This window comes from Arenibacter sp. 6A1 (assembly GCF_012272855.1).
GTDB lineage: Bacteria > Bacteroidota > Bacteroidia > Flavobacteriales > Flavobacteriaceae > Arenibacter.
Genome location: NZ_JAAXCQ010000006.1, coordinates 74,289 through 100,498 on the forward strand (window position 1 = coordinate 74,289; position 26,210 = coordinate 100,498).

The 26,210-nt window shown below is 38.2% G+C and carries 26 protein-coding genes; 7 read left to right on the forward strand and 19 right to left on the reverse strand.

What is annotated here, in order from left to right; genetic code table 11:
* Nucleotides 1–55: 55 nt before the first annotated feature.
* From HCG49_RS06865 to HCG49_RS06905, 9 genes are all read right to left on the reverse strand, one after another.
* Nucleotides 56–1,114 (reverse strand): nucleoid-associated protein, encoded by a 1,059-nt coding sequence (locus tag HCG49_RS06865; RefSeq protein ID WP_168468800.1) that lies wholly within the window; start codon nt 1,112–1,114, stop codon nt 56–58.
* A gap of 96 nt (nt 1,115–1,210) precedes the next feature.
* Nucleotides 1,211–1,708, reverse strand: coding sequence for a plasmid pRiA4b ORF-3 family protein (locus tag HCG49_RS06870; RefSeq protein ID WP_168468801.1), 498 nt, complete (start codon nt 1,706–1,708; stop codon nt 1,211–1,213).
* A 26-nt stretch (nt 1,709–1,734) separates the two neighbouring features.
* Nucleotides 1,735–2,769, reverse strand: coding sequence for a COX15/CtaA family protein (locus tag HCG49_RS06875; protein ID WP_168468802.1), 1,035 nt, complete (start codon nt 2,767–2,769; stop codon nt 1,735–1,737).
* Nucleotides 2,770–3,033: 264 nt separating this feature from the next.
* Nucleotides 3,034–4,455 (reverse strand): CCA tRNA nucleotidyltransferase, encoded by a 1,422-nt coding sequence (locus HCG49_RS06880; RefSeq protein WP_410488986.1) that lies wholly within the window; start codon nt 4,453–4,455, stop codon nt 3,034–3,036.
* Nucleotides 4,456–4,460: 5 nt separating this feature from the next.
* A complete protein-coding gene (locus HCG49_RS06885) occupies nt 4,461–5,030 on the reverse strand; it encodes an L-threonylcarbamoyladenylate synthase (RefSeq protein ID WP_168468804.1) in 570 nt (189 codons plus the stop codon).
* A gap of 2 nt (nt 5,031–5,032) precedes the next feature.
* On the reverse strand, nt 5,033–6,859 hold the full coding sequence (locus HCG49_RS18730) for a CDP-glycerol glycerophosphotransferase family protein (RefSeq protein ID WP_168468805.1): 1,827 nt from the start codon (nt 6,857–6,859) through the stop codon (nt 5,033–5,035).
* A complete protein-coding gene (locus HCG49_RS06895; RefSeq protein ID WP_168468806.1) occupies nt 6,856–7,542 on the reverse strand; it encodes an NTP transferase domain-containing protein in 687 nt (228 codons plus the stop codon). Before HCG49_RS06895 ends, HCG49_RS18730 begins: the two co-directional genes overlap by 4 nt.
* Before the next feature lie 639 nt (nt 7,543–8,181).
* Nucleotides 8,182–8,976: a glycosyltransferase family 2 protein gene (locus HCG49_RS06900; RefSeq protein WP_168468807.1), complete on the reverse strand. Its 795-nt coding sequence runs from the start codon at nt 8,974–8,976 to the stop codon at nt 8,182–8,184.
* A 644-nt stretch (nt 8,977–9,620) separates the two neighbouring features.
* The gene (locus HCG49_RS06905; protein WP_168468808.1) at nt 9,621–10,436 is read right to left on the reverse strand and encodes a 2,3,4,5-tetrahydropyridine-2,6-dicarboxylate N-succinyltransferase; all 816 of its coding nucleotides are present in this window, start codon (nt 10,434–10,436) and stop codon (nt 9,621–9,623) included.
* Nucleotides 10,437–10,539: 103 nt separating this feature from the next.
* Between HCG49_RS06905 and ruvX the strand changes: the two genes are divergently transcribed.
* The 3 genes from ruvX to HCG49_RS06920 are packed head-to-tail and all read left to right on the forward strand — an operon-like array spanning nt 10,540 to nt 12,039.
* On the forward strand, nt 10,540–10,950 hold the full coding sequence (ruvX, locus tag HCG49_RS06910) for a Holliday junction resolvase RuvX (RefSeq protein ID WP_072762974.1): 411 nt from the start codon (nt 10,540–10,542) through the stop codon (nt 10,948–10,950).
* Nucleotides 10,951–10,952: 2 nt separating this feature from the next.
* On the forward strand, nt 10,953–11,543 hold the full coding sequence (gene def, locus HCG49_RS06915) for a peptide deformylase (protein ID WP_168468809.1): 591 nt from the start codon (nt 10,953–10,955) through the stop codon (nt 11,541–11,543).
* 58 nt (nt 11,544–11,601) lie between these two features.
* A complete protein-coding gene (locus HCG49_RS06920; protein WP_168468810.1) occupies nt 11,602–12,039 on the forward strand; it encodes a DUF5606 domain-containing protein in 438 nt (145 codons plus the stop codon).
* A 344-nt stretch (nt 12,040–12,383) separates the two neighbouring features.
* Here the strand turns inward: HCG49_RS06920 and HCG49_RS06925 are convergent, their stop codons facing one another.
* Both HCG49_RS06925 and HCG49_RS06930 read right to left on the reverse strand, forming a co-directional pair.
* Nucleotides 12,384–13,967, reverse strand: a complete 1,584-nt coding sequence (locus tag HCG49_RS06925) for a beta-N-acetylhexosaminidase (RefSeq protein ID WP_168468811.1) — start codon at nt 13,965–13,967, stop codon at nt 12,384–12,386.
* 26 nt (nt 13,968–13,993) lie between these two features.
* The gene (locus tag HCG49_RS06930; RefSeq protein ID WP_317167461.1) at nt 13,994–14,641 is read right to left on the reverse strand and encodes a GDSL-type esterase/lipase family protein; all 648 of its coding nucleotides are present in this window, start codon (nt 14,639–14,641) and stop codon (nt 13,994–13,996) included.
* Between the two features lie 392 nt (nt 14,642–15,033).
* On the opposite strand from HCG49_RS06930, the gene mazG reads away from it, so the two are divergent.
* The 4 genes from mazG to HCG49_RS06950 all read left to right on the forward strand — a co-directional run bounded on the left by mazG (nt 15,034) and on the right by HCG49_RS06950 (nt 18,223).
* The gene (gene mazG, locus HCG49_RS06935) at nt 15,034–15,807 is read left to right on the forward strand and encodes a nucleoside triphosphate pyrophosphohydrolase (RefSeq protein WP_168468812.1); all 774 of its coding nucleotides are present in this window, start codon (nt 15,034–15,036) and stop codon (nt 15,805–15,807) included.
* Nucleotides 15,808–15,955: 148 nt separating this feature from the next.
* Nucleotides 15,956–17,347 (forward strand): MATE family efflux transporter, encoded by a 1,392-nt coding sequence (locus HCG49_RS06940; RefSeq protein WP_168468813.1) that lies wholly within the window; start codon nt 15,956–15,958, stop codon nt 17,345–17,347.
* A 73-nt stretch (nt 17,348–17,420) separates the two neighbouring features.
* Nucleotides 17,421–17,648 (forward strand): hypothetical protein, encoded by a 228-nt coding sequence (locus tag HCG49_RS06945; RefSeq protein ID WP_168468814.1) that lies wholly within the window; start codon nt 17,421–17,423, stop codon nt 17,646–17,648.
* A gap of 5 nt (nt 17,649–17,653) precedes the next feature.
* A complete protein-coding gene (locus HCG49_RS06950) occupies nt 17,654–18,223 on the forward strand; it encodes a phosphatase PAP2 family protein (RefSeq protein ID WP_168468815.1) in 570 nt (189 codons plus the stop codon).
* 34 nt (nt 18,224–18,257) lie between these two features.
* Here HCG49_RS06950 and HCG49_RS06955 read toward each other — a convergent pair whose 3' ends face one another.
* The 8 genes from HCG49_RS06955 to HCG49_RS06990 all read right to left on the reverse strand — a co-directional run bounded on the left by HCG49_RS06955 (nt 18,258) and on the right by HCG49_RS06990 (nt 26,209).
* Nucleotides 18,258–18,944, reverse strand: coding sequence for a hypothetical protein (locus HCG49_RS06955; protein ID WP_168468816.1), 687 nt, complete (start codon nt 18,942–18,944; stop codon nt 18,258–18,260).
* Nucleotides 18,941–20,584 (reverse strand): ArnT family glycosyltransferase, encoded by a 1,644-nt coding sequence (locus tag HCG49_RS06960; RefSeq protein WP_240938649.1) that lies wholly within the window; start codon nt 20,582–20,584, stop codon nt 18,941–18,943. The genes HCG49_RS06955 and HCG49_RS06960 overlap by 4 nt, the downstream gene beginning before the upstream one ends.
* Nucleotides 20,581–21,204 (reverse strand): lipid-A-disaccharide synthase N-terminal domain-containing protein, encoded by a 624-nt coding sequence (locus HCG49_RS06965; protein ID WP_168468817.1) that lies wholly within the window; start codon nt 21,202–21,204, stop codon nt 20,581–20,583. The genes HCG49_RS06960 and HCG49_RS06965 overlap by 4 nt, the downstream gene beginning before the upstream one ends.
* Nucleotides 21,205–21,918 carry a glycosyltransferase family 2 protein gene (locus tag HCG49_RS06970; RefSeq protein ID WP_168468818.1) on the reverse strand — a complete coding sequence of 238 codons (714 nt, stop codon included), beginning with the start codon at nt 21,916–21,918 and terminating at the stop codon, nt 21,205–21,207.
* Nucleotides 21,919–22,084: 166 nt separating this feature from the next.
* Entirely contained in the window at nt 22,085–23,125 is a 1,041-nt protein-coding gene (meaB, locus tag HCG49_RS06975; protein ID WP_168468819.1) for a methylmalonyl Co-A mutase-associated GTPase MeaB, read from the reverse strand.
* A gap of 2 nt (nt 23,126–23,127) precedes the next feature.
* On the reverse strand, nt 23,128–23,688 hold the full coding sequence (locus HCG49_RS06980; protein WP_168468820.1) for a DUF2911 domain-containing protein: 561 nt from the start codon (nt 23,686–23,688) through the stop codon (nt 23,128–23,130).
* Between the two features lie 31 nt (nt 23,689–23,719).
* Nucleotides 23,720–24,628: an aldose epimerase family protein gene (locus tag HCG49_RS06985; RefSeq protein ID WP_168468821.1), complete on the reverse strand. Its 909-nt coding sequence runs from the start codon at nt 24,626–24,628 to the stop codon at nt 23,720–23,722.
* A 252-nt stretch (nt 24,629–24,880) separates the two neighbouring features.
* The gene (locus HCG49_RS06990; protein WP_168468822.1) at nt 24,881–26,209 is read right to left on the reverse strand and encodes a Gfo/Idh/MocA family oxidoreductase; all 1,329 of its coding nucleotides are present in this window, start codon (nt 26,207–26,209) and stop codon (nt 24,881–24,883) included.
* Nucleotide 26,210 lies beyond the last annotated feature (1 nt).

Below are 26,210 nucleotides of genomic sequence, written 5' to 3' on the forward strand. Positions count from 1 at the left end.
CAAAAAGCAACGATCAGTTATTATGTTACTGCTCGTTGCTTTTTAGATCACTGTCTTAATTCTTTTCTTCCTTGTTGAAATAAAGAAGGTAATAGTACATTTGTCGTTCTTCGTCCCAACCTTTTTCTACGAATTTTTCTGCAGATTCAGGGTTGATGAAGTCTAGTTTAATCGTGATATTGGTATCCAGATTAATGACGTTTTTCATTTTCTTTCGGGCATCAGAAACCGCTTTGTTGGCAATATCGAAATTAGATACATCCTCGATACTGTATTTAGGGCCTTTTTCTACCTTGTAGTGTTTGAATTCTGGGATCAGCTCAGGGTTTTCCATGACCTCATTTAAAAATTCGGACTCTTCAAAGGTGTCATTTTTGGCAAAGTGATTCACTGCCCTGTTCATGAACAACACTTCTTGTTGTTTGTCCTCGGCAGGTAATACCACGTCTTTGGCAAAATTCTGACACATTTTTAGATAATTTTTTGTTTTAAAATTATCATCGGCCAAAGGTTCTGCGCCCAAGAAGTTTTCCAACCAATATTTGGCATCGTATCGGTTACTGTCAACCGAGAGTATTTTATAGCCCTCCTCTTTATCGGTGTTAAAGATAAGACAGCCCTTGTCCAATTTATTAATATTAATTCCCTGTTGTACTAAAATGTCGAGGCTATTTCCTTTTTCTTGGAATTGAAGGAAGTCGTGTTTAAGCTCGCTTTTAAATACACCAACGGCATTTACCTTTACATTGTCTAGCATCAGGTCTGTAAGGTAGGCAATATACACTTCGCCACTTTTAATGTGTGGGTGATTGGACTGATCAAAAAGCAGGTTTGCTATTTTCTTTGAATTCTCGTGTAAGGAGTTTGGGTTTTCAAAAATAGCCGTAGCTATTTTATACATTTCATTAAATGTTACATCAACCTCATTGTCAAATTTAAAATAGTTTTCTTCTTTTTCCCTGAAAGGTTTAAAAAAGTATTCCTTTAAAAGACCAGTAGTTTCATCGTTTAAGGAAAATGGTTCTTCGGAAAGAAAAACACCTTCACCCTTATTTTTATTCCCCACCCTATGGAGGGAAATAGTTTCAATTTGAGTAGGATATAAATTGATCATTTTGGTATGTTAAATCGTTAACTGATAAGTGTGGACTGTAACCTTTGTAAAAACCGGTATATGTAGTCCCGAACAATTTTTAGGGTTCAAATTGGTTTAGTTCCAATTCTCGTCAAAACCCATGTCTTCGTAATTGTCTAGGGTATGATCTAAATCGAAGTCTGTTTCTTCTGCTTTAAACGATTTTTCTGGAGGGAATTCTGGTACCTCTCCAAAACTGAAAAGTGTATTAGGGTATGAACGTCCATCTTCTTTTTCAGTAATATCTGCTAATTCGACAAAGAAGGTCCACATGCTTAAAAAGTCATAAACATAGATAAGTTTAGGGGTATTCTGCGTTAAAACATCTGTCAAAATAGTTTCGTTCATTAAACGCACATCGGTACCGCTCTCACTTAAGTCAAACAGCGCAATCTCCTCGTCCTGTACCCACTCCTCATCACAAGTGTAAAAAGAAGCCATTTCATTACCTAGAAATCCAAATGCTTGAGTGATAGCATTATGGAAGTCTTCCATGGTATTATGGTCCTCTATTTCAATATCTCTAAAGATATCTTCCTTGGCATCAAGGATAATCCTTATTTTATATATCATTCGATCCTTTATTTTGTGGTGCAAAGTTACAAAGTTTTCACGGTATTGGAAGAGTTTATAGCTTCCAATACCAAATAGAATTGAACACCAAAGAGAATGGCCGCTAGGACTAGGTGTAGTGCCTGTGTGCTAAATGGGAAATCAAAATAATACATACTCATACCCGTAATTATTTCGAGGAGTAACAAAATCAAAACCCAGTTAATCTTCTTGAAGTCGAGTTTATTTATATAAATTTTATAGGCTAAAAAGACATTGAGCAAAACGATCGCGATCGATAAGGATCGGTGAATATAAAATGAAATGGGGGGGTTGGCGAGCCATAGATGGCTGGCATCATCTCCTACTAATGCACTTTGTTCATCTATGAACTGCCTTACCTGTGTCCCAAAAACGACCTGGATCAGGGTTAGTGCCAGTGCGGTGATCAGTAAAAACCTTATAGGGGTATTTGTCCTGATTGTTTTTGCGGTTGGTTTGCTAATATAAATCACATAAAGGATAAGGGCCACAATGACCAAAGCCATGACCATGTGAACCGTGATTTTTGCCGGGGCTAAAACCGAAAATACGACTGTTGCTCCTAGCCAAGCTTGGAAGCCCATAGCAAATACAATGAGCCATGAAATAATAGTAATCGATTTTTGTTTCTTCCAAAACCCTAGTGCGGCGATAGCCATCACCAAGGTACCCAGACCGGCCAAGGCGCCAAAAAGTCTATTTATAAATTCGGTCCAAGTATGCAAGGGATTAAATACGGCATAGTCGTGTTTGGTATAGGGAGTCCAGTTGTCTGCCTCGTAACTGCTGCCGGTAATAAAATCTTTCCGTGCTACTTGTAACGATTCGTTTACGATAATTACCTGGCCTTTTTTAAAATCCCTGTTGGCATCCCATTGGAGTTCTGAAATATCAGTGGGAGGTATGTAATAGCCAAAACACTTGGGCCAATCAGGACATCCCATGCCACTGCCAGTCATTCTTACTACTGCTCCTGCTACAATGACCAAGTATACAAGGATCAAAGATATTTTAGCGATTTTTGTAAAATTTTTATGCATTTGTTTCAAGTAAAAAGATATTGCGAAATTACCATTCTTTTGTTGAATAATCTCTGTTGTCCAAGTCGAATTCTTTAGGTTTATAAAAAGGGCAAGACCGGAATACTGGCGACAAATACGAATGAAGATATTCGAATTACATATAACCTTAAAAAACAATAATCATTTATGTATAAAAACAAAAAGAGAAGGAAGGCCTTCTCTTTTTTTGATGGTACTTTCCAATCGGCATAGGTCGATTAGGGAGGTATCATGTTGATTGTTTTATTTGGACGAAAGCCCTAATTCTTTTCCTTTTTGTAACATAAAGAGGTGTGCTGCTTCATATTCGTTCGGAATGTCTCCTTCAAGAATTGCTTCCTTGATCGCATCTTTGATAATTCCGATTTCCTTGGAAGGCTTTAGGTTAAAAGTACTCATGATTTCCTCGCCACTCACAGGGGGTTGAAAATTTCTTACATGATCGCGTTCTTCTACCTCTTCTATTTTTTGGCGAACAATAAGGAAATTATTTTTATATTTTTTCTGCCTTTTTGGATTTTTTGTGGTGATATCGGCCTCGCATAAGGTCATTAGGTCCTCTACGTGATCTCCGGCATCAAAAACCAACCTTCTTACTGCAGAATCGGTAATGTATTTTTGGGATAGCACTATAGGTCTAGAGCTCATGAGTACCATTTTTTGGACAAATTTCATCTTGTCATTAAGCGGTAATCGCAAGCGTTTAAACAGTTTGTACACCATTTTGGCGCCTAAAAACTCATGTCCATGGAAGGTCCACCCTACCTTTTTGTCGAACCTTTTGGTCGGGGCTTTGCCAATATCGTGTAATAAGGCGGCCCATCGAAGCCATAGGTTATCGGTGTTTTCAGCAATATTATCGACGACTTCCAAAGTATGCCAAAAATTATCCTTGTGACTTTGACCTTCAATTTCTTCAATTCCTTCCAAAGCAACCAATTCGGGCATTATATAGGATAATAGCCCCGTAGTGTGAAGCAAAGAAAAACCAACAGATGGCTTTGGACTGGAAAGAATCTTATTTAATTCGTCAACAATACGTTCGTTGGAGATAATTTTTATCCTGTCCTTATTGTCGGCAATAGCCTGAAGGGAGCTTGGGTGAATGATAAAGTTTAACTGAGTAGCAAATCTTATTGCCCGCATCATTCTCAATGGATCATCAGAATAGGTGATGCCTGGCTCTAAGGGGGTGCGTATTATTTGCTTGGAAAGATCCGAAAGGCCATCGAATGGGTCTAGTAAAGTGCCGTAGTCGTTTTTGTTAAGGGAGATAGCCAATGCATTGATGGTAAAATCACGGCGTTTTTGGTCATCGTCCAAACTTCCGTTTTCAACGACAGGTTTTCTACTGTCACGGTGATAACTTTCTTTTCGTGCACCAACAAATTCAATTTCAATTTCATGGTACCTGACCATAGCGGTCCCAAAATTCTTAAAAACCGATACTTCGGAACTGCCAGGCAAATTTTTAGCCACTTTTTTAGCCAGTTCTATACCGCTGCCGATAGCAACAATATCGATATCTTTGGGCGTGCCTCTTTGTAATAAATAATCCCGGACAAAACCTCCAATCACATAAGCATCTACAGAGAGTTCTTGGGCTGCTTTGGAGATAATATCGAAAATGGGGTTCTTTAAGGCTTCTATATGGTTTGTCTGCATCATTCTTATTCTCGGATCACTTTAACGGTTCCATCATTTTTGAGTAAAATAATAGAAGAGGGAGCGCTTTTTTCTTTATCGCGATCCAAATTTACTATATAGTCTACACCTTTTAAAATCTCAGTGGATATTTCTTTATAACTAGTAGGGGTCGGAGCACCGGCCAGATTGGCAGAAGTCGATACAATTGGCTTCTTGAATTTCTGAATCAGCTGCTGGCAAAATTTATCCGTAGCCACTCTAATAGCTAAGGTATTATCTGCCGCAATCAGATTCTTTGCCACCCCTTTTGGCGACTCGTAGACAATTGTAGTAGGTTTGGAGGCAAGATCGATAATGTCGAAGGCTAAGTCCGGAACCTTGGCTACATGTTGTTCTAACATAAAATCATTGGCTACCAAACATATCATGGTTTTGGTGTTGGCGCGTTGCTTTAAAGCGTATATTTTCTCTACAGCAGCCTCATTGGTAGCATCACATCCTATGCCCCAAACAGTATCCGTAGGGTATAAAATTAGTCCACCGTTAGACAGTGTTTCCAAACATTGGTTCACTTCGTTGCGAATATCATCCATAATCAGTTCTGTTTTTTATTTCTTAAAAGCCGTAATTCGTTATATCTAGCATATACCCCAAGGGCATTTAGGTAGCAAATTATAATTCCTTTTTTCCCGTCTAGAATACCCAGTCTAAGGATATAATGGTTTAAAAACTTATAGATGGGGCGGAATACAAAATGATAGATGTTGGGGTCGTAATTTTTTGCCAACTCCTCCTGAGCCTTCATTTGGCCGTATTTTATCATTTTACCTTTATAGTCCTCATAATCCTTATATGAATAATGGATCAATTTGTGCTTTAGAGTGTCAGATTTTCCATCTACCACTAAAGTTTCGTGTACTATTCTTTCTTGGGTAAAATGTACCTTACTTTTCTTAAATAGTCTATAGTTTTTATCACTTTGCCAGCCGCTAAACCTTAAGATTTTGTCTTTGAACATAAAGGTCCTGTAAAAATAATACGCATCGGCCGTTGGCAGGTCCGAGTTGACGGTCTGTAATATTTCGTTCCTCAAGTGATCGGTCACACGTTCGTCCGCATCCAAAAAAAGCACCCAATCATGGGAAGCTTGGTTCATGGCAAAAGATTTTTGGTCGGTATAATTAACAAAGGGGCGTAGGATTAACTTAACGTTGGGGAGTTGTTTTATTTTTTCGATGGTCCCATCGGTGCTAATAGAATCTACTACAACAATCTCATCCACAAATTTTAAATTCTCCAAAACGGCATTGATGTGGATATCCTCGTTATAAGTGATCATAACCGCGGAAATCTTATTTGTTTTTTTACCCTTAAATATGTTTTGAACGGGTTTTCCAAATTTAGAGTTTATTTTCAGTCTCCTTAAAAGGGATAATTTTCTTTTTTCGGGGACTCCTTTGGTCTCAATATAATTTTGAACAGCAGCTACCATTCTTTGGGCAGATTTCCCGTCTTGATATGGATGGAACTGTTCATTGATATATGCTCTTTCTGGCGCAAAGGGATCCTGTTCCAAGTTTTTAATAACCTTATCTGTAAGTCCGTTGTAATTATTGGCGTTGTCCCATAGATTTAAATCTGAAATGTTCTTAAAGGAAATGACAGGTTTGTTTAAAAGGATAAATTCATAGATAACGGATGAGGTGTCGCTGATCAGGATATCGGCCTGTAGTAGGTATTTTATAATGTTCTTATCCGTTCTATAAAGGATGTTTGGAATGTTTTCTGCCAGTTTTTTGTATTCCTTAATCCATTTTGGGTTCATAAGGTCGTGAAACTTTATGCACACTACGTATCCGGTTGTTTCCGCTAAGTCTTGTATTTCCTTGATCAAATAGGGGGCTGAGGTTAGACTAGGGGAAAAAGTTGGTGCGTATAATATTATTTTATCCGTATTGTATTGTTCCAATAAGGATGTTTTTTCAACATCGTATTTGGATTTTTCGGTACTGTATACATCTAGTTTTGGCCATCCTGTTTCGATGACCTCAAAATCGCGATGTATATTTTTTAATTGATTAAATTTTTCGGTGAAATAAGGGCCTTGAGTCAAATAGAGATCAAAGTAATGTCGAATCCTAAAATGTCCTTTTTTTTCGCCTGCCAAGCCGTGAAATACCTGTACTTTCAGGCCCCTTAAGTAATGAGGCACCTCATTTCCTGGAACAAAAATAGCATCGCTCTCAAAACATTGGAGGTCTAGCATACTTACTGTATAGGGTTCTTCCTTAAACGGAAAATCGTTTAATAGTTTATCCGATATATACCAGAGGTAAGAATGGTTTTGTTGCTGTAAGATATTGCGGATGGGTGATAGAATCCCAAAGGCATAGGCGTTTTGACAAAATAGGATTACCCTCATTTTTTAAACATCTTATTGGCATTGTCCAAATCTTCCTTAAAATCTACTTCCATGCAGTCGTACTTTGAAATATCTACGGCGGCAATCTTTACTCCGTTCTTTGCTATGCAAAGTTCAAGGCCTCTTTCAAAATAATCTTGGTCGTCGCATTCTTCAAGACTTTTTATGAAATATTCCATATCCTTAGCGGCTATAAAATTGATCCCTACGGCTTCGCCAAGGCCATTTTTGACCGTTTTGGACAATTGGTCAATATATTGGTCTTTTAGGGTGTATTTTACTTCCTCTTCCGCAACTTTGCTGGTGTTTACCGCAACAAAAGATTGGTTTTGGTCTATGTAAGGTTGGAGGACCGATAGGAGCTTAGCATCAAATACAACATCCCCGTTTAACCAAAGTACGGAGGTGCTTCGGTTTTTTTTCAACGCCTTCAATAGGCTTTTGGAAGTATTGGTCTGGTCAAAAAATGGATTATAGACGAAGGTGAGCTCGGGAAAACTTTCCATGATCAGGTTTTTTTTAAACCCGACCACCACATATATATCGTCTATATTGAATGCTTGATTAAGGTTGGAAACTTGCATTTCCATGATGGTTTTACCGTTTTTTAGGGGTGTCAGTGGTTTTGGAAATGGGTTTCCAAGTCTTGATCCAATGCCCGCAGCTAAAATTATGATTTTCATATTTTATTAATTGATTATATGGACAGTATTCAACTGTTCCAATTGTATGTTCTTGACCTTATAATAGCTATAACGGCCAAGTTGATTACCGATTTATATTGTTGCCATTCTCTGAAAAAAGCCGATTTTTTGAAGGCAAAAATTAAATAATATCATTTCCACAGCTGTCCTTTTTAAACAGAGAAGATGGCATTGCCACGGTTTGGACAAGTTTACCAGCCAACTACTACTTTTGCAAAGTTAAAAGGGATTGTCAAAACCCAATGTTTTGTCCAAGGAATGTTTATGAAATTTTTTACCACTAGCGAATCCATCGATTAAGGCGTGGGCAAAGATATGTAATTAAAGGAATATATAGTTTAGAGGGTAAGGATGCATGTGGTCTTGATGCTATTGGTAAGACCCTATAAAGGGAAGTCCTTAGGGTGGTCAAAGCAATTTGCCCTAACTATAGGGAGTGGACAGCAGCGTCTTGCCTTTGGGAATAGGGATAATTAAAACTATTTAGAATCGTACCCTTATAGAAGTACCCCTAGGTTGTGTTTTTTATATTTGGAATAAGGTATTAGTCAATTGTTAAATATGATTTATCAGGAATTCGGAGTTTACATCAAGAATATAATAATGTAATAAAAGCGATTACCTAATGGATAGGGAATACGCATGTTGTCGTTTTTTCCATAGGCGTTTAAGCTCCATATATCTTTCACATTCACCAAGGGCGTTTAAATAACATACGATGATCCCCTTTTTGCCATCGAGAAAACCTAATCTAATAATGTAATTGTGGAAGAATTTCCACATAGGTTTGATGGTTAAGGGGAAATAGCTGAATTTTTTCTCTTTATGAAAGGCTTCTTTAGCTTTTAGGCGGCCATATTTTACCATTTTCATTTTGTAGTCAGCGTAGTCTTTATAGCAGTAATGCATTAAATGTTCTCTTAAAACACCCGAGGACCCGTTTACCACGAGCGTTTCATGTACTATTTTTTTATCGCAAAATTGTACCTCACTCTTTCTAAAGAGTCTATAGTTTTTATCGGTTTGCCAGCCACTAAAATACAAACGACGGTTTTGAAACATAAATTTTCTGTAGCACCAATAAGCACTATGTTCGGCATCTCTTGTCGCTTTGGTTTTAATCTCTTCCTTTAACTGATCCGTTATTACTTCATCGGCATCCAAAAATACAATCCAGTCATTGGTGGCTTGTTTTAAAGCAAAAGATTTTTGATCCGTATAGTTTACAAAGGGGTTTTGAATAACCTTGACTCTAGGGTGATCTAAAAGATACTGGTAGGTGCCATCTGTGCTAAAAGAATCTACCACGATAATTTCATCGGCAAAGGAAACGGAATCAAGACATTTTTCAATGTATCCCATTTCGTTATAGGTGATGATCAAGGCGGAAATTCTTTCTGTATTATCTAGCATGACATTAATTATGGTACTACTGCTTAGATAGGGTAAGACGAAATAGTTGCGTAAAAATGGTAGAAATTTATTTTCAGCTTTCTTTTCAATATGCGAAAATCTAATAAAGAAAGTATTAGTTGTAATAATAATATTTCTTATAGTATTAGAAATCAGTGCTGTATATTATGAGTATTGAGGAAATAAATGCTTTCTTATCTGGTAGGGGGCAAATCACTAAAAGAGTATTTGCTTATAGATTTAAGGTGTTTTTTTTCCTTGAACGAAATAAAAAAGGAATGGATTACTAGAGAATGAATACTATAAATAGCTGGTAATAAAAGGGACTCAAAGAGAAAGATAAGGTTCTTTTTCTAGTGCTAAGGTTCTAAATAGGGGAGGTCCGGCTTTTGTTCGGAAGTTCTGATTTTTGCCTTAGGAAACGCATAACCAGAATGTTTTACTAATTCTGTATTCCACCTTAAAGAATACGAAATGATCACTGTAGAAGGGTTTGTTACAGGCGGTTCTTTGGTGTTCTTATTGCTCTAAGAATGACTTGGTTGTTGGGGATGTTCTTTTTTAGTAGTTTACAGCGCAAAGTGCTATAAAGAACATCCCCATTATTTTTTGTACAACCAGTATTTTATGACGCTAGGTAACCCTTAAACGGCAACGTTGTATTCTCTTAGTGCGTCGTTTAAAGACGTTTTCTTATCTGTACTTTCTTTTCTAGTACCGATAATCAATGCACAAGGAACCTGAAATTCACCAGCAGGGAATTTTTTGGTGTAACTTCCTGGGATTACGACAGATCTTGCCGGTACCACCCCTTTTCTTTCGACAGGAGTATCTCCGGTTACATCAATAATTTTAGTAGAGGCTGTTAATACCACATTGGCACCTAATACAGCTTCTTTTTCTACACGTACTCCTTCTACAACAATACACCTAGAACCGATAAAGGCGTTGTCTTCGATGATAACAGGCGCTGCTTGTAGGGGCTCTAATACACCACCAATACCAACACCACCGCTCAAGTGAACGTTTTTTCCAATTTGGGCACAACTACCAACAGTAGCCCATGTATCTACCATAGTACCTTCATCTACGTAAGCACCGATATTTACATAACTAGGCATTAATATAGTTCCTGGAGAAATATAAGCACCATGTCTGGCAACGGCATTTGGCACTACTCGGATTCCTTTTTCCGCATAGCCTCTTTTTAAAGGCATTTTATCGTGGTATTCAAAGATACCAGCTTCCAAGGTTTCCATTTTTTGGATAGGGAAATAAAGAACTACGGCTTTTTTTACCCATTCGTTTATTTGCCATCCATCTTCTGTAGGTTCGGCACAACGCAATTTACCATTATCAATAAGATCTATAATTTGGCGTATTGCTGATTGTGTATCGCTGTCTTTTAGAAGTTCTCGGTTTTCCCAAGCAGCTTCTATTGTTTTTCTTAATTCCATCATCTTTTAGCTACAAATTTTAGCAAATATAAGGGCTTGCCCGTAATAAACCTTTCCTTTTTACACTTATAACAATTTATCGTTTATTTTTGCAAAAAAAAATATTTTGGGAAGGATTGTTGCATTGGATTATGGGAAAGTAAGAACAGGGATTGCGGTTACGGACGAGTTACAGCTAATTGCTTCCGGACTTACTACCGTGGCTACAAAAGACTTGCTTAATTTTCTTAGGACCTATGTCGAAAAAGAAAATGTCGAGAAATTTGTGGTCGGCGAGCCCAAGCAAATGAATAATGAGCCCTCTGAAAGCGAAGCGCTGATAACTCCATTTTTACGGACCCTACATGGCGTTTTTCCTAAAATTCCCGTAGAACGACAAGATGAGCGTTTTACTTCTAAAATGGCCTTCCAAACTATGATAGATAGTGGCCTAAAGAAACAACAACGAAAAAACAAGGCTTTGGTAGATGAGATTAGCGCTACCATTATCCTTCAAGCATATTTAAATAGATATTAAGCATGATATTACCCATTGTAGCTTACGGGGATCCCGTACTTAGAAAAGTAGCAGTAGATATTGATAAGGAGTATCCAGCATTCAATACATTATTGGAAAATATGTGGGAAACCATGTATAATGCCAGTGGTGTTGGTTTGGCTGCACCACAGATAGGACTTCCAATCCGTTTGTTTTTGGTAGATACTACCCCCTTTTCTGATGATGAGGACCTTACGGAAGAAGAACAAAAAGCCTTAAATGGATTTAAAAAAGTGTTTATCAACGCCTATATAGAAGAAGAAACAGGCGAGGAGTGGGGCTTTAACGAAGGTTGTTTAAGTATTCCTGATATTCGGGAAGATGTTTTTCGTAAAGAAACCATTACTATCTCTTACATGGACGAGGAGTTCAATTCCCATAAGGAAACCTATAGTGGCCTTTTGGCAAGGGTTATTCAGCACGAATACGACCATATTGAAGGGATCTTGTTTACCGATAAATTGTCGTCTTTAAAAAAGCGACTGATTAAGAGTAGGCTGGCCAATATTTCCAAAGGAAAAATAAGGGTCGATTATAGGATGCGTTTTCCAAATATGAAAAAAGCGCGTTAAAACAATTTCTTTTATAAACAAAAAGTGCAATATTTGCTTTTGAAATTTAAAATTACAGATGGGTTTAAACAAAATATTATCCGTAGCAGGAAAACCGGGACTTTATAAGTTATTATCGCAAACACGTTCAGGATTCGTAGCCGAATCATTGTTGGATGGGAAAAAAATCACCGTTAGTTTTAAAAACAACGTTAGTGTTTTATCCGAAATTGCCATTTATACTTTGGAGGAAGAAGTTCCTTTAAGAGAGGTTTTTGAGAAAATCAAGGAAAAAGAAGAGGGTGGTAAAACATCTATAGGTCATAAAGAAGATAAAATTAAATTGGAAGAATATCTTTTTGAGATACTTCCAAATTATGATGAAGATAGAGTATATGCCAGCGATATCAAAAAGATTATCCAATGGTATAATCTTTTACATGATCACGGTATTACTGATTTCTCAACAGAGGAAGCAGCAGAAGATACTGTTGCTGAAGAGAAGGAAGCTGAATAAGCGTCCGGATAAAAAAGTTGTAAATAAGGCCTTCGTTCTCGAAGGCTTTTTTTATGCCCAAAAGTGTGGTTGGTACAAGGGTCAATGACTGCCGGAAATTCCTTTGCGTTAGGGATCGCAGCGGCATCCCCGCAGCAAGGTAAGGGATAAAGCGAAGAGCCCGCCCGACGTAGGAGGGAACGCCCAAATTATTCCTTTGAAAATTCTACAACAAATACGGCAGTGATCGGCATTGGGCAATAGTGGTAATTCCTTGAGGGGTGTTTTATGCAATAGGGCAAAAAAAAAGCAACAACCTTTTTTGTGAATAAGGTTGTTGCTTTCTAAGTGTAAATGCTATCGGTTTATTTTTTCCAATCGATACGTTTGGAAGGATAGTATTTTACGTTCATTTTATCTAAATAAGGAGTTTGCTTGGCCAGTCTTTCTTTGTAGCTGTCCCAATTTCTATTTTCCTCAGTACTCCAGCCTAATTCGGCATAACCGATCATTCTAGGGAAGGCCAAATATTCTAACTCTTCCATATTGCTAATAGTTTCTGACCAAAGTGGTGCTTCAAGGCCAAGGATGTTTTCTTTGTTAATACCTTTTACATATTTTTCTGGTGTCCAAATGTAGGCAGTATCCACAGGGATAAGTCCAGCCCAACCTAAGCCATGCTTGGAGTCTTCGTCATATTTCATATCCAAATAAGCTTTTTTACCAGGAGATAAAATAATCTTTAATCCTTTTTCAACACCTGCAAGGGCATTTTTTTCATTGCTCCAAAACTGTGCAATTGTTGACGGATTAACATCGGCATGTACGATTTCGTCCCAACCGATCATTTGTTTGCCATACTTTGATACAATCTTATCTACGCGGGCAATAAAATAGTTGAAATCTTTTTTCTTGGTAACATGACTTTCGTCTCCACCGATATGGATATACGGTCCAGGAGTCATTTCGGAAATTTCACGGATTACATCATCAATAAAATCGTATACGCTTTCCTTGCGGGTATCAAAGGTGCTAAAGCCAACATCTATACCGGTATAAGGCTCTACTTTTTTTCCGTTACCATTAAGGAACGGGTACGCTAAACTTGCTGCATTGGTATGCCCAGGCATATCTATTTCTGGAATAATCGTAATGTGGTGTTTGGCAGCATAGGCTACAAGATCTTTATATTCCTCTTGGGTATAAAATCCGCCTTCGCCACCACCAACTTCTGAACGGCCACCAACTTCGGTAAGTTTGGGCCATGATTTTATTTCAATTCTCCAGCCTTGGTCGTCTGAAAGGTGTAGGTGAAGAATATTAACTTTATAATAAGCTAAGATGTCTATGTACTTTTTAACGTCAGACACGCTAAAGAAATGCCTAGATACATCTAACATTGAACCTCTGAACCCAAAATTTGGCGTATCGGAAACCTGTCCAGTTGGGATCAGCCACATTTTGGTCTTGGCCAAAGTGTCGTTACTAGTTTGTGGGATTATCTGTCTAATAGTCTGTACGCCCCAAAATGCGCCTTGGGCAGACTTAGCATTGATGATAATAGAATCTTGGGTAATGTTAAGCTGGTAGGCTTCCGGGGTCGTAAATGCTACGTCATCGGCTTGGTTAATGTATATGACACGGCCAACATCTGCCTTTTCAGTATTGTTTACCGGAAGGTTTAAGGTCGTTTGCCATTTTATTTTTTCAGATAAAAATTCGCCTACTTCAGGAAATCCTGTTGCCGTGGTAGAGGTGAAAATATGGGTGTTTTCATCCAGTCCAAAGGCGCTGTTTGTCGCGATTACCTTTGAAGGCATAGGAATTAATGCTTCCGTGGCAAGATCAGTTTTAGGAAAATTAATAGGTTTTTCTTGTTCCTGACATGATGTCAAGGCGAAAATAGAGACTAGTAAGCCTAGTCCGCTCAAAAAGGTTGTTTTTCTCATTAGATACTATTTATATATAAGGGTGTTTAATTCATTAAAGGATTGATGACGGAAAACCACAGGGAATACCCCAAATCGTTCATGTGGAGACCGTCTTTCAGAAAGATATCTTTTCTTAGCTTTTTTCCATCCACCATAGGCGACCACACATCGGCATAAAAAACCTTAGGGTCATTCGTGCAAAGCTTCTCGATCTTTTTGTTCAGTCTTAGGTATTTTTTTCTCAAATGCCAACGGGCTATACTGGGTTTTGTAGAGATTAGTACGATTTGGATATCTTTATTTTCTTCTTTTAATTTTTGTATAATTTGCCGTGTCGTGGTCATGATTTTTTTTATCGATACGCCACGGGCAATGTCATTGTCCCCTTCGTAGATAAATACTTTCTTTGGGTTGTATCGAAGAATAAGCTCATGGTGATATCCCAATAAATCGAGCGATTCCGAGCCGCCAAATCCTGAATTTATAATTTGATGGTTTGGAAACATACTTTCTAGGTTTTTCCAGGTCCGGATACTAGAACTTCCGGTAAACACCACTGTTTCTTTAGAAGAATCCCATAGCGTATCGTATTTTTGCTGTATTGCTAATACTTCATTCCTAAAATCAATATTTTGTTGGGTATAACCAATAAATGCTGATAGAAAGAGGGATAAATAAAGAATTTTGCTCACTTTTTTCAATTAAGGGATGAATATAATTCATTTTAAGCAGTCGACAAATTATTTTGTTCTAAGTCTTTTTATAAGGGTTTCCTTCTTATAACGCCTTGGGCTGTATGAATGCTCTTACCAGTAAGGCAAGCTTGGTTTTGATACACTTTAATTCTTTTTGATTTTTTATATGTCCGACAGACGGTTGGGGGAAAGGTGAAGTAATCAGGAATATAATTCCGTAACAAAAGAAACAATAATACGTTCTAAGCCCTAGCCTAAGCATGTTAGTACTAATTAAAATTCTTCTTATCCATATTTCTTCCAGTTTAAACATATAAGCATTTTAAAAATTGCCAATTATCCTTCAAAGGAACGATTTGGTCTTTGTATTTTTGTGAAAATTTTTCATCATGAACAATAGAGAGGCCCAATTAAAAGCATTTGATCGTTTATTGACTATAATGGACGAGTTGCGTGCGCAATGTCCTTGGGACAAAAAGCAAACCATGCAATCGTTACGTCATTTGACCATAGAAGAAACGTATGAGTTGGGCGATGCCATCCTGGACAATGATTTGGAAGAAGTTAAAAAGGAGCTGGGCGATGTCTTATTACATATTGTTTTTTATGCTAAAATAGGAAGTGAAACCAACGATTTTGATATTGCCGATGTCGCTAATGATATTTGTGAAAAGCTCATTAGTAGACACCCTCATATTTATGGTGATGTAAAGGTAAAGGATGAAGAGGAAGTAAAACAAAATTGGGAACGGTTAAAGTTAAAGGAAGGGAAAAAAAGTGTTTTAGAAGGGGTGCCTAAAGGGCTTCCGGCCCTAGTAAAGGCCAGTCGCATACAAGATAAGGTGGCCGGCGTAGGCTTCGATTGGGAAAAACCAGAACAAGTATGGGAAAAGGTCCAGGAAGAATTAGAAGAACTTCAGGAAGAAGTGAAGGATGGAAATACCGATGCCATGGAGGCCGAGTTTGGAGATGTTTTGTTTTCAATGGTCAATTATGCCCGTTTTTTGAATATTAACCCCGAAGATGCTTTGGAGCGCACGAATAAAAAATTCATTCATCGCTTTCAATATTTGGAATCTAAAGCCAAAGAGAAGGGCAAGGCCTTAAAAGATATGACCCTGTCAGAAATGGATGTTTTTTGGGAAGAGGCCAAAACCTTATAATTCCCTGGTTGTTGGCATTACCTATTTCAAAAAAGGAGTAGCTATAGGCAGCTTGTGGTAAGATGGTTAATTAACGGCTATTTAACCAAAAAAGTGCAGCATATAAGGCGGGTAAAAACATATCTTTGCCACCTCAAATAATTGAATTTTGTTAGAAAAATACACCAAAGAGTTTCGATATAATCTAATCCTATCCTTTCCTGTGATTCTAGGAATGTTGGGGCATTCCTTTGTGGCCTTTGCGGACAATATTATGGTAGGGCAATTGGGAACGGCTGAATTAGCAGCTGTGTCCTTAGGCAATAGTTTTGTTTTTATAGCCATGTCATTAGGGATCGGGTTTTCTACGGCAATAACCCCACTTGTGGCCGAGGCCGATGGTGCCGGGAATATGCCCAATGCCAAAAGTGCCTTAAAACACGGCTTGGTATTATGTACTGTATTGGGCCTTGCGCTTTTCGGAATTATTATGATCGGGAAGCCCTTGATGTATATGATGAAACAACCGCCAGAAGTGGTTGCCCTTGCGATGCCTTATTTAAATTTGGTCGCTTTCTCCTTAGTTCCATTGATTATATTTCAGGCCTTTAAACAATTTTCAGAAGGGCTGTCCCAAACCAAATACCCCATGTATGCCAATATAATTGCCAATGTGGTGAATATAGTGCTCAATTACTTGTTTATTTTTGGCTCCTTTGGTTTTCCAAAAATGGGCATCATAGGCGCGGCCATAGGTACTTTGGTATCCAGGGTTGTAATGGTGATTTTGCTTTGGTATCTTTTAAAGAACAAAAAGAAATTCCACGATTATGTAACGGGGTTTAATTTTAAATCCTTGGAGAAAAAGATGATGACAAAAATCATCAATCTAGGTTTTCCATCGGCCTTACAAATGTTTTTCGAGGTCGCTATTTTTACCTCGGCAGTATGGATAAGCGGGGTGTTGGGTAAAAACTCCCAAGCAGCAAATCAAATAGCCCTAAATTTAAGTAGTATGACTTTTATGGTAGGAATGGGGCTTGGAGTAGCGGCAATGATTAGAGTAGGAAACCAGAAGGGATTAAACAATTTTAAAGAGCTCAGACGGATAGCCAAGTCTATTTTCTTACTTACCTTATTCTTGGAAATACTTTTTGCTACTTTGTTTATCCTTTTCAAAAACTGGTTGCCAAGTATTTATTTAGATGTAAATGAGGCGGCCAATATGGCCGATAATATGGAAGTTATTAGTATTGCGGCGCAATTGTTATTGGTAGCTGCGGTCTTTCAGATTTCAGATGGGGTACAAGTGGTAGTACTGGGGGCTTTACGTGGACTCCAGGATGTTAAAATACCTACTTTGTTGACTTTTATAGCGTATTGGTTGATAGGTTTTCCTATTAGTTTTTATTTGGGTATATATACCTCCTTGGGAAGTATTGGGATATGGATAGGCTTGTTGGCAGGGCTTACCGCCTCGGCGATATTGTTGTATATTAGGTTTAATTATTTGACCAATAAATTGATTAGGTCATCAACTATTCAAGCAACAACAGCATAATTGTAGAACTGATTAGAGGCTTCGCTCAATACTTTAAAGGCGAAGTTATTTTTATTATAAAAAAGTGATATATATGGAATTTCCGAAATTTTTATTAGGTGACAATACTGATTATCCAACAGCTATTTTTGTTGTGCATACAGAGTATCCAAGGTTTATAATAAACCTAGAAGATGATGAGGTGGAGTGGCTAGAAGATTTTTCTCAAGAGGATGAAAAAGAGCTGGAGTCAGAAGCCGAAAACCTTATTGAGCAAGCAGTAGCATTTTATGATAGGGAAATTTCCCGTTATGACGATTAAGTGTTATGTTGGAAGAATTAGTAAAGTACGACAAAGAGTTATTTCTTTTTTTAAATAATTTAGGAACGTCCCATTGGGATGGTTTTTGGATGTTTATGACCAACAAGTTTAGTGCTATTCCCTTATATGTTTTGCTGGCCTTTCTTGTGTATAGGAGCTATGGCCTAAAGAGATTAGGAGTTGTGATGGTGACCATAGCTTTGTTGATTTTGGTGACCGATCAGTGTGCTAACTTATTTAAGTATGGGGTACAGCGATTACGACCCTGCCACGATATGGAATTAAGTGGATTAATGAGATTGGTAAAGAAAAGCTGCGGAGGACAATTTGGGTACTTTTCTGCCCATGCGGCAAATTCTTTTGCCGTTGCTTTTTTCTTTACAGCTTTATTAAAGGCTAAATACCGCTATATAGGGGTGTTCTTACTATTGTGGGCCCTTATTGTTGGGTATAGTAGGATATATATAGGAGTTCATTTTCCATTAGATGTACTCACCGGTACCCTAATCGGACTTTTCTTAAGTTGGTTGTTTTATAATTTGTATTTGAAGGCACTGCCAGTTTTTAAATTATAAAACAACCCAAATTAAGATGCTAGGCCCAGAGACTTTATTGTTGCTCTGGGCTTTTTATTTTAAAGATACTTTGATTTAAAGGACGTAGGAATATCATGAAAAAGATAATTCCAAAAGCCAGTTCGTACACTTCCCATGTTCTGTCTGCCGGATTTAAGGCCACTAAAACAGTTGTTAAAAGAAAGGCGATGGTATGGTGCCATTTTACAACCGGTACGGCAAAATTGTCGGCCAGATTCTTAAGCCAATTTAATTTCCTATAAAGGATAGGAGTTACGATAAGGTAAAGGAACATAACGGCAAATAATAGCTGACTGAAAATTATTTTGTTGATTTTCTTTTCGCCAACTACCAAGTTGTGCAGGTTGGTTTCTCCTTGCGCATTATTTTCTATAAAGAATTCTCCGGACTCAATGCCAAAAATTCGCTGGCCCCATGAAATTTCTTCCCCAGCAGCAAAAAAGAACAAAATGACAAATATAAAAGTACCTATTTTCCACAGGACCTTTTTGTGATTCCAAAATCTTTTTAAGCGATAAAGGGACAGTACGGAAATACATAACAACAGAATGGCGGTTCCCCATTCTACCGGACCATCTTCTTGGGCGTATTTGGTATCAAAAATCATCTCATTGGTCAAGCCAAGTAAAAGGCCTATCAGGGCTAATAAAGCTAATAAGCCGTAGGCAGTTTTTTCAAATTTTGTCAGGTTTCGAATCATTGTTTTTTAACTAAATATAAATTACTTACTAAGCGGTTTTTATGTCCTTTAGCGCCTGGACTGGCGTTGTTGTTAAAATCGTAAACGGTTTTTAATTCATAGCTGAATGTAGTATCAAAGATACGTTTAAAATCAGATTCATCGACAGGGGAAACCAAGACATAAAATTGACCAGTGTCCGGAATGGTTAACTGTTCCTCGTTGTTAAGGAGGGGAATAGCACTGCCGTATTCCCACAATAACTCAGGGGCAATTTCGCCATAGACATATATTTCCATGTCTTCTGTGGCAATAGTAGATCTAAGGTCCGATATATTATGATAGGCGGGGTTTTTTTGCAATGCCCCTGCAATGGGTAGTGCGAACACCTTAATGACAGCAATAAAGGTTATGGTATATAGGAACGCTTTAAATAAGTCTTTATTCTTGAGTTGGATAAAAATTAAAATACCTATGGCAAATAAGGCGGTAGAGGAGAGGACGTAAAATATCCAAAAATCGCCTAAATTATCGTGTAGGAAAAAATAGGCTACAAAAGGAAAAACAAGACCCAATACCCCTATTAAACCAAAATGGAAATAAACAGGGATCTTTTCCCTTGCCGTAAGCCTGTTTTTGAAGCTACGAATCAAATAGTCTATATAAAAACCGGTATTTAATGCTAATGGAATTAATACCGGAACCAAGTAACGCGCTTTTTTTTCGGGAATAATAGATAGTAGTACCAAGGAAAATACGGTCCATAAGAACGTTAATTGGTAGACTTTTTTATGGCTCACCTTGTTTTTTAAGTAAGGGTACAGCAAGCCGACAAATGCCGGAATTGTCCACAGGCCACTTTGTACAAAAAAGCTCCAATAATAATAAAACGGACGAACATTGTAACTGGTCCAATTAGCAGTTTCTTTTTCCGCAATAGCAAGAAAGGCATGAGGGTCGGCCAAACGCACGTATACAAACCACCATAGGCCAACCATAGCGGCAACAGTTACAAGCGCCATTAGGTGCAAGTAGTTGTTTCGGATTTTAAATCCCTTGAATTTATAAACGAAAGCATATGCCAATAAAAAGGGTAGTAGCAAGCCGTAAAAAGATATTGGCCCTTTACTCATAAAAGATAGGCCTATAAAAAAGGCGGCCAAAAGCGCATTCTTCCACTGAAGGCTATGCTGTCCAAAAAAGTCATATAAAAAATAAATTGCGGCTAACATAAAGCCGTGGGTATATATGTCCCATGGCGCTTCGATAGTAATGGCAATCACATAAAATGAGCTTAACAGGATAAGGGCATTTATAAGGGCTTGCTTTTTGTTCTTTAGTAAGTTTAAGGAGAACAAATACGCAATATACCCCAATGCAATAGCCATTAGCATAGTAGGTAGGCGTAGGCCTACAATATTGTCCAATCCAAAAATAAAACCAAAAATGGCAGTGATCCAGCTTGGTAAGGGTGGTTTTTCATACCTTGGAAGTTCGTTCATGGTGGTTAACAACCAACGGCCGTCAGTGACCATTTCCCGAGCCGTTATAAAGTTTCTGGCTTCCATAATGGTTACCGGAATAACGTCCAAATTGAACAGAAAAATTGAAATTCCAACTAGTAAAATTACTAATTTGGGATTATTTTCCAACCACTTCATACGACCTGATTTTTTAGAATAAATAAATTTCTGATATAAACTACCAGCCCTAGACTATGTCCAAGAAAAAGCACTGGGTCTTTCCTGAAAATTGCGTAGGTAAGTATAAGGGAAGCTCCTATGAGGCTCAAGAGCCAAAAACCAAAGGGTAGACTGGAAATTTTCTTTTTTTCAGAATACAACCATTGATAGACGAAACGCAAAGTAAAAATAATTTGAGCGATACTTCCCAAAGCCAGTAACCATAAAGGAATGGCATCGTTATTAAAAATAGCTTCTATATCGTAGGCATTGTTATTATACCCGTACATAATAACTAGGACAGGGAAAATCCACAAAAAAATGCGAATAGGCTTGGGGAATTTCTCCCATTCTCCCTGCAGTTGAATATTGCGGATATAAATAAAATAAGTCAAGGCCTGACCTAGCATAATGGCAAAATCGTCCCGTAGCCATCCGTAGACAAACAATAAAAAAGAGGCGAATAAACTAAGCTGCCAAAACAACCTTGGAGTGAGTACTTTCTTGTTTTTTTCTGATAAGATCCATTGAACCAACATACGGCTTGAAAAAAGAATCTGGGCTAAAAAACCTATGGAATAAATAATCCAATCTGCCATTTATCCTATTTTCTCTACTTCGTAATTAATATACTTCTTCTTCATCCACAAATAAGCAAAACAGTCCATCAATGGACCTAGTAGCCTATTCCATAAGCCAAATTTTGCCTGTCCGGCCATCCGCGGAAAATGACGGATAGGTATTTGTATCACACTGCCGTTCTGGAGAAGGATCATTGCTGGTAAAAACCGATGCAATCCCTTAAACATGGGGATTCTTTTGGCATAGTCGGTCTTGATCACTTTTAAAGGACAGCCGGTATCATCCATGCCATCATTGGTGAAAGTCCTTCGGATAGTATTGGCGATGGAGGAGGAAGCATTTTTTATAAACGAATCTTTTCTGTCGGCTCGTACTCCTGTGACCAAATCATAGGTGCCAATGTGTTCTAAAAGTAAATTAAAATCTTCTGGTGAGGTTTGTAAATCAGAATCTATATAGCCTACCAAGGGGGTGTCCGTATGGTCAAATCCGGCTTTTATGGCCGCACTTAAGCCTTTGTTTTGTCTGAATTTAATATAATTAAAAGCCTCATTTCTAAGACAAATAGCCTCGATTAATGCTTGGCTATTATCTTTTGAGCCGTCATTTACGAATAATACCTTGGTGTTTTTTGTACTGATTTCTATGTAGTGGAGAAGCTCTTTTTCTACACGTTCCAAATTATCTTCTTCATTGTAAACAGGAATAATTATGGTAAATTCGTAATTCATTGTTTTTAATATGATAAGTGCTATTTAGCTTATTTTCAGTGTTTTGTTTCCTTTTTTCTTGTGTTAAAAACCTAAAGAAGCTAAAGGAAGGCGTAAAGATAAAGAACTTTCCCAAGCCAGCTTATAATAATAATGCAGGAAAACTATAATAACGACTGCCCCTTAGCTACTTTTCCTTGGAAAGTTGTATTAACTTGTCAGCAGCAGAAAAAGGCGATATCTTACCGTCAATTACCTCTTGTATCATTTGCTCTATAGTGTGTTTCACCTTATTGTTTTGGTAAAACTGACGTTGTAAATGTTCCTCGATTGTTTGTAAAAGCCAATATTTGTTTTGTGATTTTCTATGGGTATAGAAATACGAGCTTTCTTGATTGTCAGTAATATAGTGCTGTATCATTTCCCAAATTTCAGTAATGCCATCATGGGTTAGAGAAGAGCAGCTGATTACAGGTGGCACCCAATTATTTTCTTTGGGCGGATAAAGGTGAAGGGCTTTTGTAAAAACTAATCTAGCTAAATCTACCTGTTTTATGTTTTGACCATCGGCCTTATTGATTACAATGGCGTCGGCCATTTCCATAATGCCTCTTTTTATACCTTGTAGCTCGTCTCCGGCACCTGTAATTTTTAATAGCAAAAAAAAGTCAACCATACTATGGACCGCCGTTTCGCTTTGTCCTACGCCTACGGTCTCTATTAAAATAGTATCATAACCGGCCGCTTCACAGAGAATTATAGATTCTCGGGTCTTTCTGGCCACTCCCCCCAAGGAGGAACTCGATGGGGAGGGCCTAATAAAAGCATTGTCGTTTTTTACTAGTTCAGGCATCCGTGTTTTGTCGCCTAAAATACTTCCCTTGCTTACCGTACTGGAAGGGTCAACAGCTAAAACGGCGACTTTTTTGCCTAAGGAGGTCAGTCGGGTGCCTAACGCCTCTATAAAGGTGCTTTTTCCCACCCCAGGAACCCCAGTGATACCTAAGCGGATGCTTTTGCCACTATGGGGCAAACAGGCCTCGATGATTTCATTGGAAATACTTAAATGTTTGGGATTCGTACTTTCGACCATGGTAATGGCCCTGGCCAAAGACGAGCGGTTACCCGTCAAAATTCCTTGAATCAATGCTGCCGAGGAAGGTATTGTCCTTCGGAAGGACTTGATTTTCGAAATATTTTCTGGGCCTATATTTTTAGAATTGGTCAAATTTATTTGTTAATAGGGACGCTAACCTTGGTTTGGTCCCAGATGATATTAAAATAAAGTGTTCCATTATCCTCAAAGTCCATGGATAGATTTTCCACGGGTTCCGAAATGGTTTCCGCACTAAGGGTTAGTTTAAGGACATCGGTAGCCGGATTTCTAGTGGTTTTCTTGCCCCCGCTAAGAATGGTAACACCCCAATCTGGGATTTCGCTGTTAAATAGTATTTTCCAGTTGTTTTTTCCCGGGATGGTCCATAGTGAGTAGGTTCCAGCAGCTAAGTCTTTGCCGTGTACCTTTATGTCCGTAGCAGTCGTAAAAGTGGTCGGTTCATTGGCGCCAGTTCTCCAAACCATATCGTAGGGGACCAGTTCCCCAAAAATAACCCTTCCCTTTTTGGAAGGACTGCTGTAGTGAACTTTTAAATCCAATTCGCCGTGGGTATAAGTAGACGTTTGTTCTGGGCTGTTCTTTTTAGTTTGCTTCTTTAAAAAAGATTTTCCTCCCATAAAGAAGGCTAAAAGAAGGATAACTAAAAGGCCAATAATCCATTTTAGAATTTTCATATTGATTTGTTTAGTTGGTTTTATGGTATTCCTAATTTACAAAACCAAATCTAAATATGCTGTTATTCTCATAGGTTTCTCCCGGGTTCAAGATGCTATTTGGAAAATGGGGATGGTTTGGGGCATCGGGGAAATTTTGTGTTTCAAAACAGATAGCAGCAAATTCTATGGGTGTATACACCACAATACTGGGCTGATTCGTAGAAACCTCCATGCTTATTCCCGATTTTGTTGAAGCTATCCATGTTTTCTTATCCAAACTACTATTCAAGACAAAGGGAGTGTCCAGTCGGGTTTTACCGATCTTTTTTGCCGTTAAAAAATCGTAGGCTGTGTTTTCAACACTGTTTATCTTCCCACTTGGAACTAAGGCTGCATCCGTATCTAGGTATTGTGAACAAGCCAATTGTAACGAATACTCATCAATCTGCTCTTCATCATCCAACTTAAAATAGGTGTGGTTGGTAAGGTTTACCGGAGTGGCCTTGTCCGTGGTAGCGCTATGCAATATATGAAGTGCATTGTTCTCTAGTTTGTAGGTTAGATGTACTTTTAAATTACCGGGATAGCCTTCTTCCATATCCTCACTAAAATAAGATAAGGTGATATATGGATTATCGCCCTGGTGCACCTGCTCTATATTCCAATATTTTTTCGCAAATCCTTCCCTGCCGCCGTGTAAATGGACGCCGTTATTGGAAAAAAGGGAATACGATTTGTCGTTTAGCTTAAAGCCACCCTTGGAAATTCTACCGGCATACCTGCCAATGGAAGCACCTAACGATTTGGTGTCCGATAAATAATCCATGGGGTTTTCAAAGCCGACAGCAACATTAATGTCTCGACCTTCTTTGTTTTTTACGGTTAATTTTTGGATGATAGCGCCATAATCTAAAACGGTTAGACTAATAAAGCTATTCTTTATGGTAATTTGATTCAAGGTATTGCTTTTAATTTTTGTTAAAATTACTCTTTTTTACGGAGTTGGAATTATTGGTTTTTTAGAAAAATAACAATAGCGGTCTCCTAATGATAGCTCCTTAATACTGTATCCATAGAGTTTTTACATGTATATTAAGGTTCCCAAACAGTTAGGGGTGTTTATCTCCTTCGGTTCCTTAACATACAGAAGACCGGTATTTTAGATAAAAATACCGGTCTTCCGTATTGTGTATTAATCAATTGCCAGAAGTTATATCTTAGGCTCCCAACCCTTGGCGTATTCCCTTTTCCAATGGGACATAGCTTCAGCATCGTCCTTAATTTTTCCGGTAACAGGGTCTATATGGATTGTTCTTCCAACGTCTTGGGCAATATTTCCTAAATGACAGAGCATGGTAGAAATACTAGCATCTGCTATAGGTGAGTTCTGAATTTTATCCTTTCTAATAGCGTCAAAAAAGTTAAAGACATGGTTCACGTCTAAACCACCCATCCCCAAAGTATTGGTCGTAGCACTTTCTACACCTTCTTCTACTTTTTTAATGAGCTTACCATCCAAACTGTAAAGCTCATAGGAATTTCTACTAAGGGTAATCATTCCTTTACTACCGTAAATAGTGGCACCTCTACCAGGTTGCTCCGGTTTAATAAGGCCCCTGCTATGACCTGTCCAGGTAATAAATTTATCGCCCCCGTATTTATAAGTTACTTGTTGGTTGTCTACAAATTCCCAATCGTCTTTATAGGCGTATTTACCTCCAAAAGAGGTAACGCTATCGGGTAAATCTACACCTAGGGCCCATCGACAAATATCAATTTCATGGGTACCGTTGTTGTGGACTTCCCCGGTTCCCCAAGTACGGAACCAATGCCAGTTGTAAGGGTGTATATTGTCCCTGTAATCTTCTCTGGGCGCCGGTCCTTGCCACAGGTCCCAATCTAAGGTTTTGGGAACGTCTATTTTATTGCCAATCCCTATAGAGCCCCTGTTATTTGAATAGTAAGCTTCGCCTTTAAAAACTTCACCGATAATACCTTCTTTAATTTCTTGAACGGCCAGCATAGAACTTTGGGCAGATCGTTGCTGATTCCCCATTTGTACTTTTTTACCGTATTTCTTTTGGGCGGCTACCAATAATTCGTTCTCGTGCGGATTATGGCTACAGGGTTTTTCTACATATACGTGCTTGCCGGCTTGTAGGGCCATAATGGCCATCGGGGCATGCCAATGCTCTGGTGTGGCAATAAAAACGGCATCAATGTTTTTGTCGTCCAATATTTTACGGAAATCCTTTTCTACTTTGGGGACATAGCCGATATTTTTTTCGCACCAAATATTGTGCTCTTCTATAATCTGATCATCTACATCACAATTGTAGACAATTTTTGCTTTCGGATCTTGGTGAATGGCAATAATATGCGCTTTAGCTCTGCTCCTTACACCAATGACAGCCACATGTAACCGGTCATTGGCTCCCAATATATTGGCACTTGCCATATTAGGAAGTAGTAACCCCCCCAATGTCATAGCGGCGCTGCCCGCAGCCGTTTTTTTTATAAAGTTTCTTCTGGTCGCCATA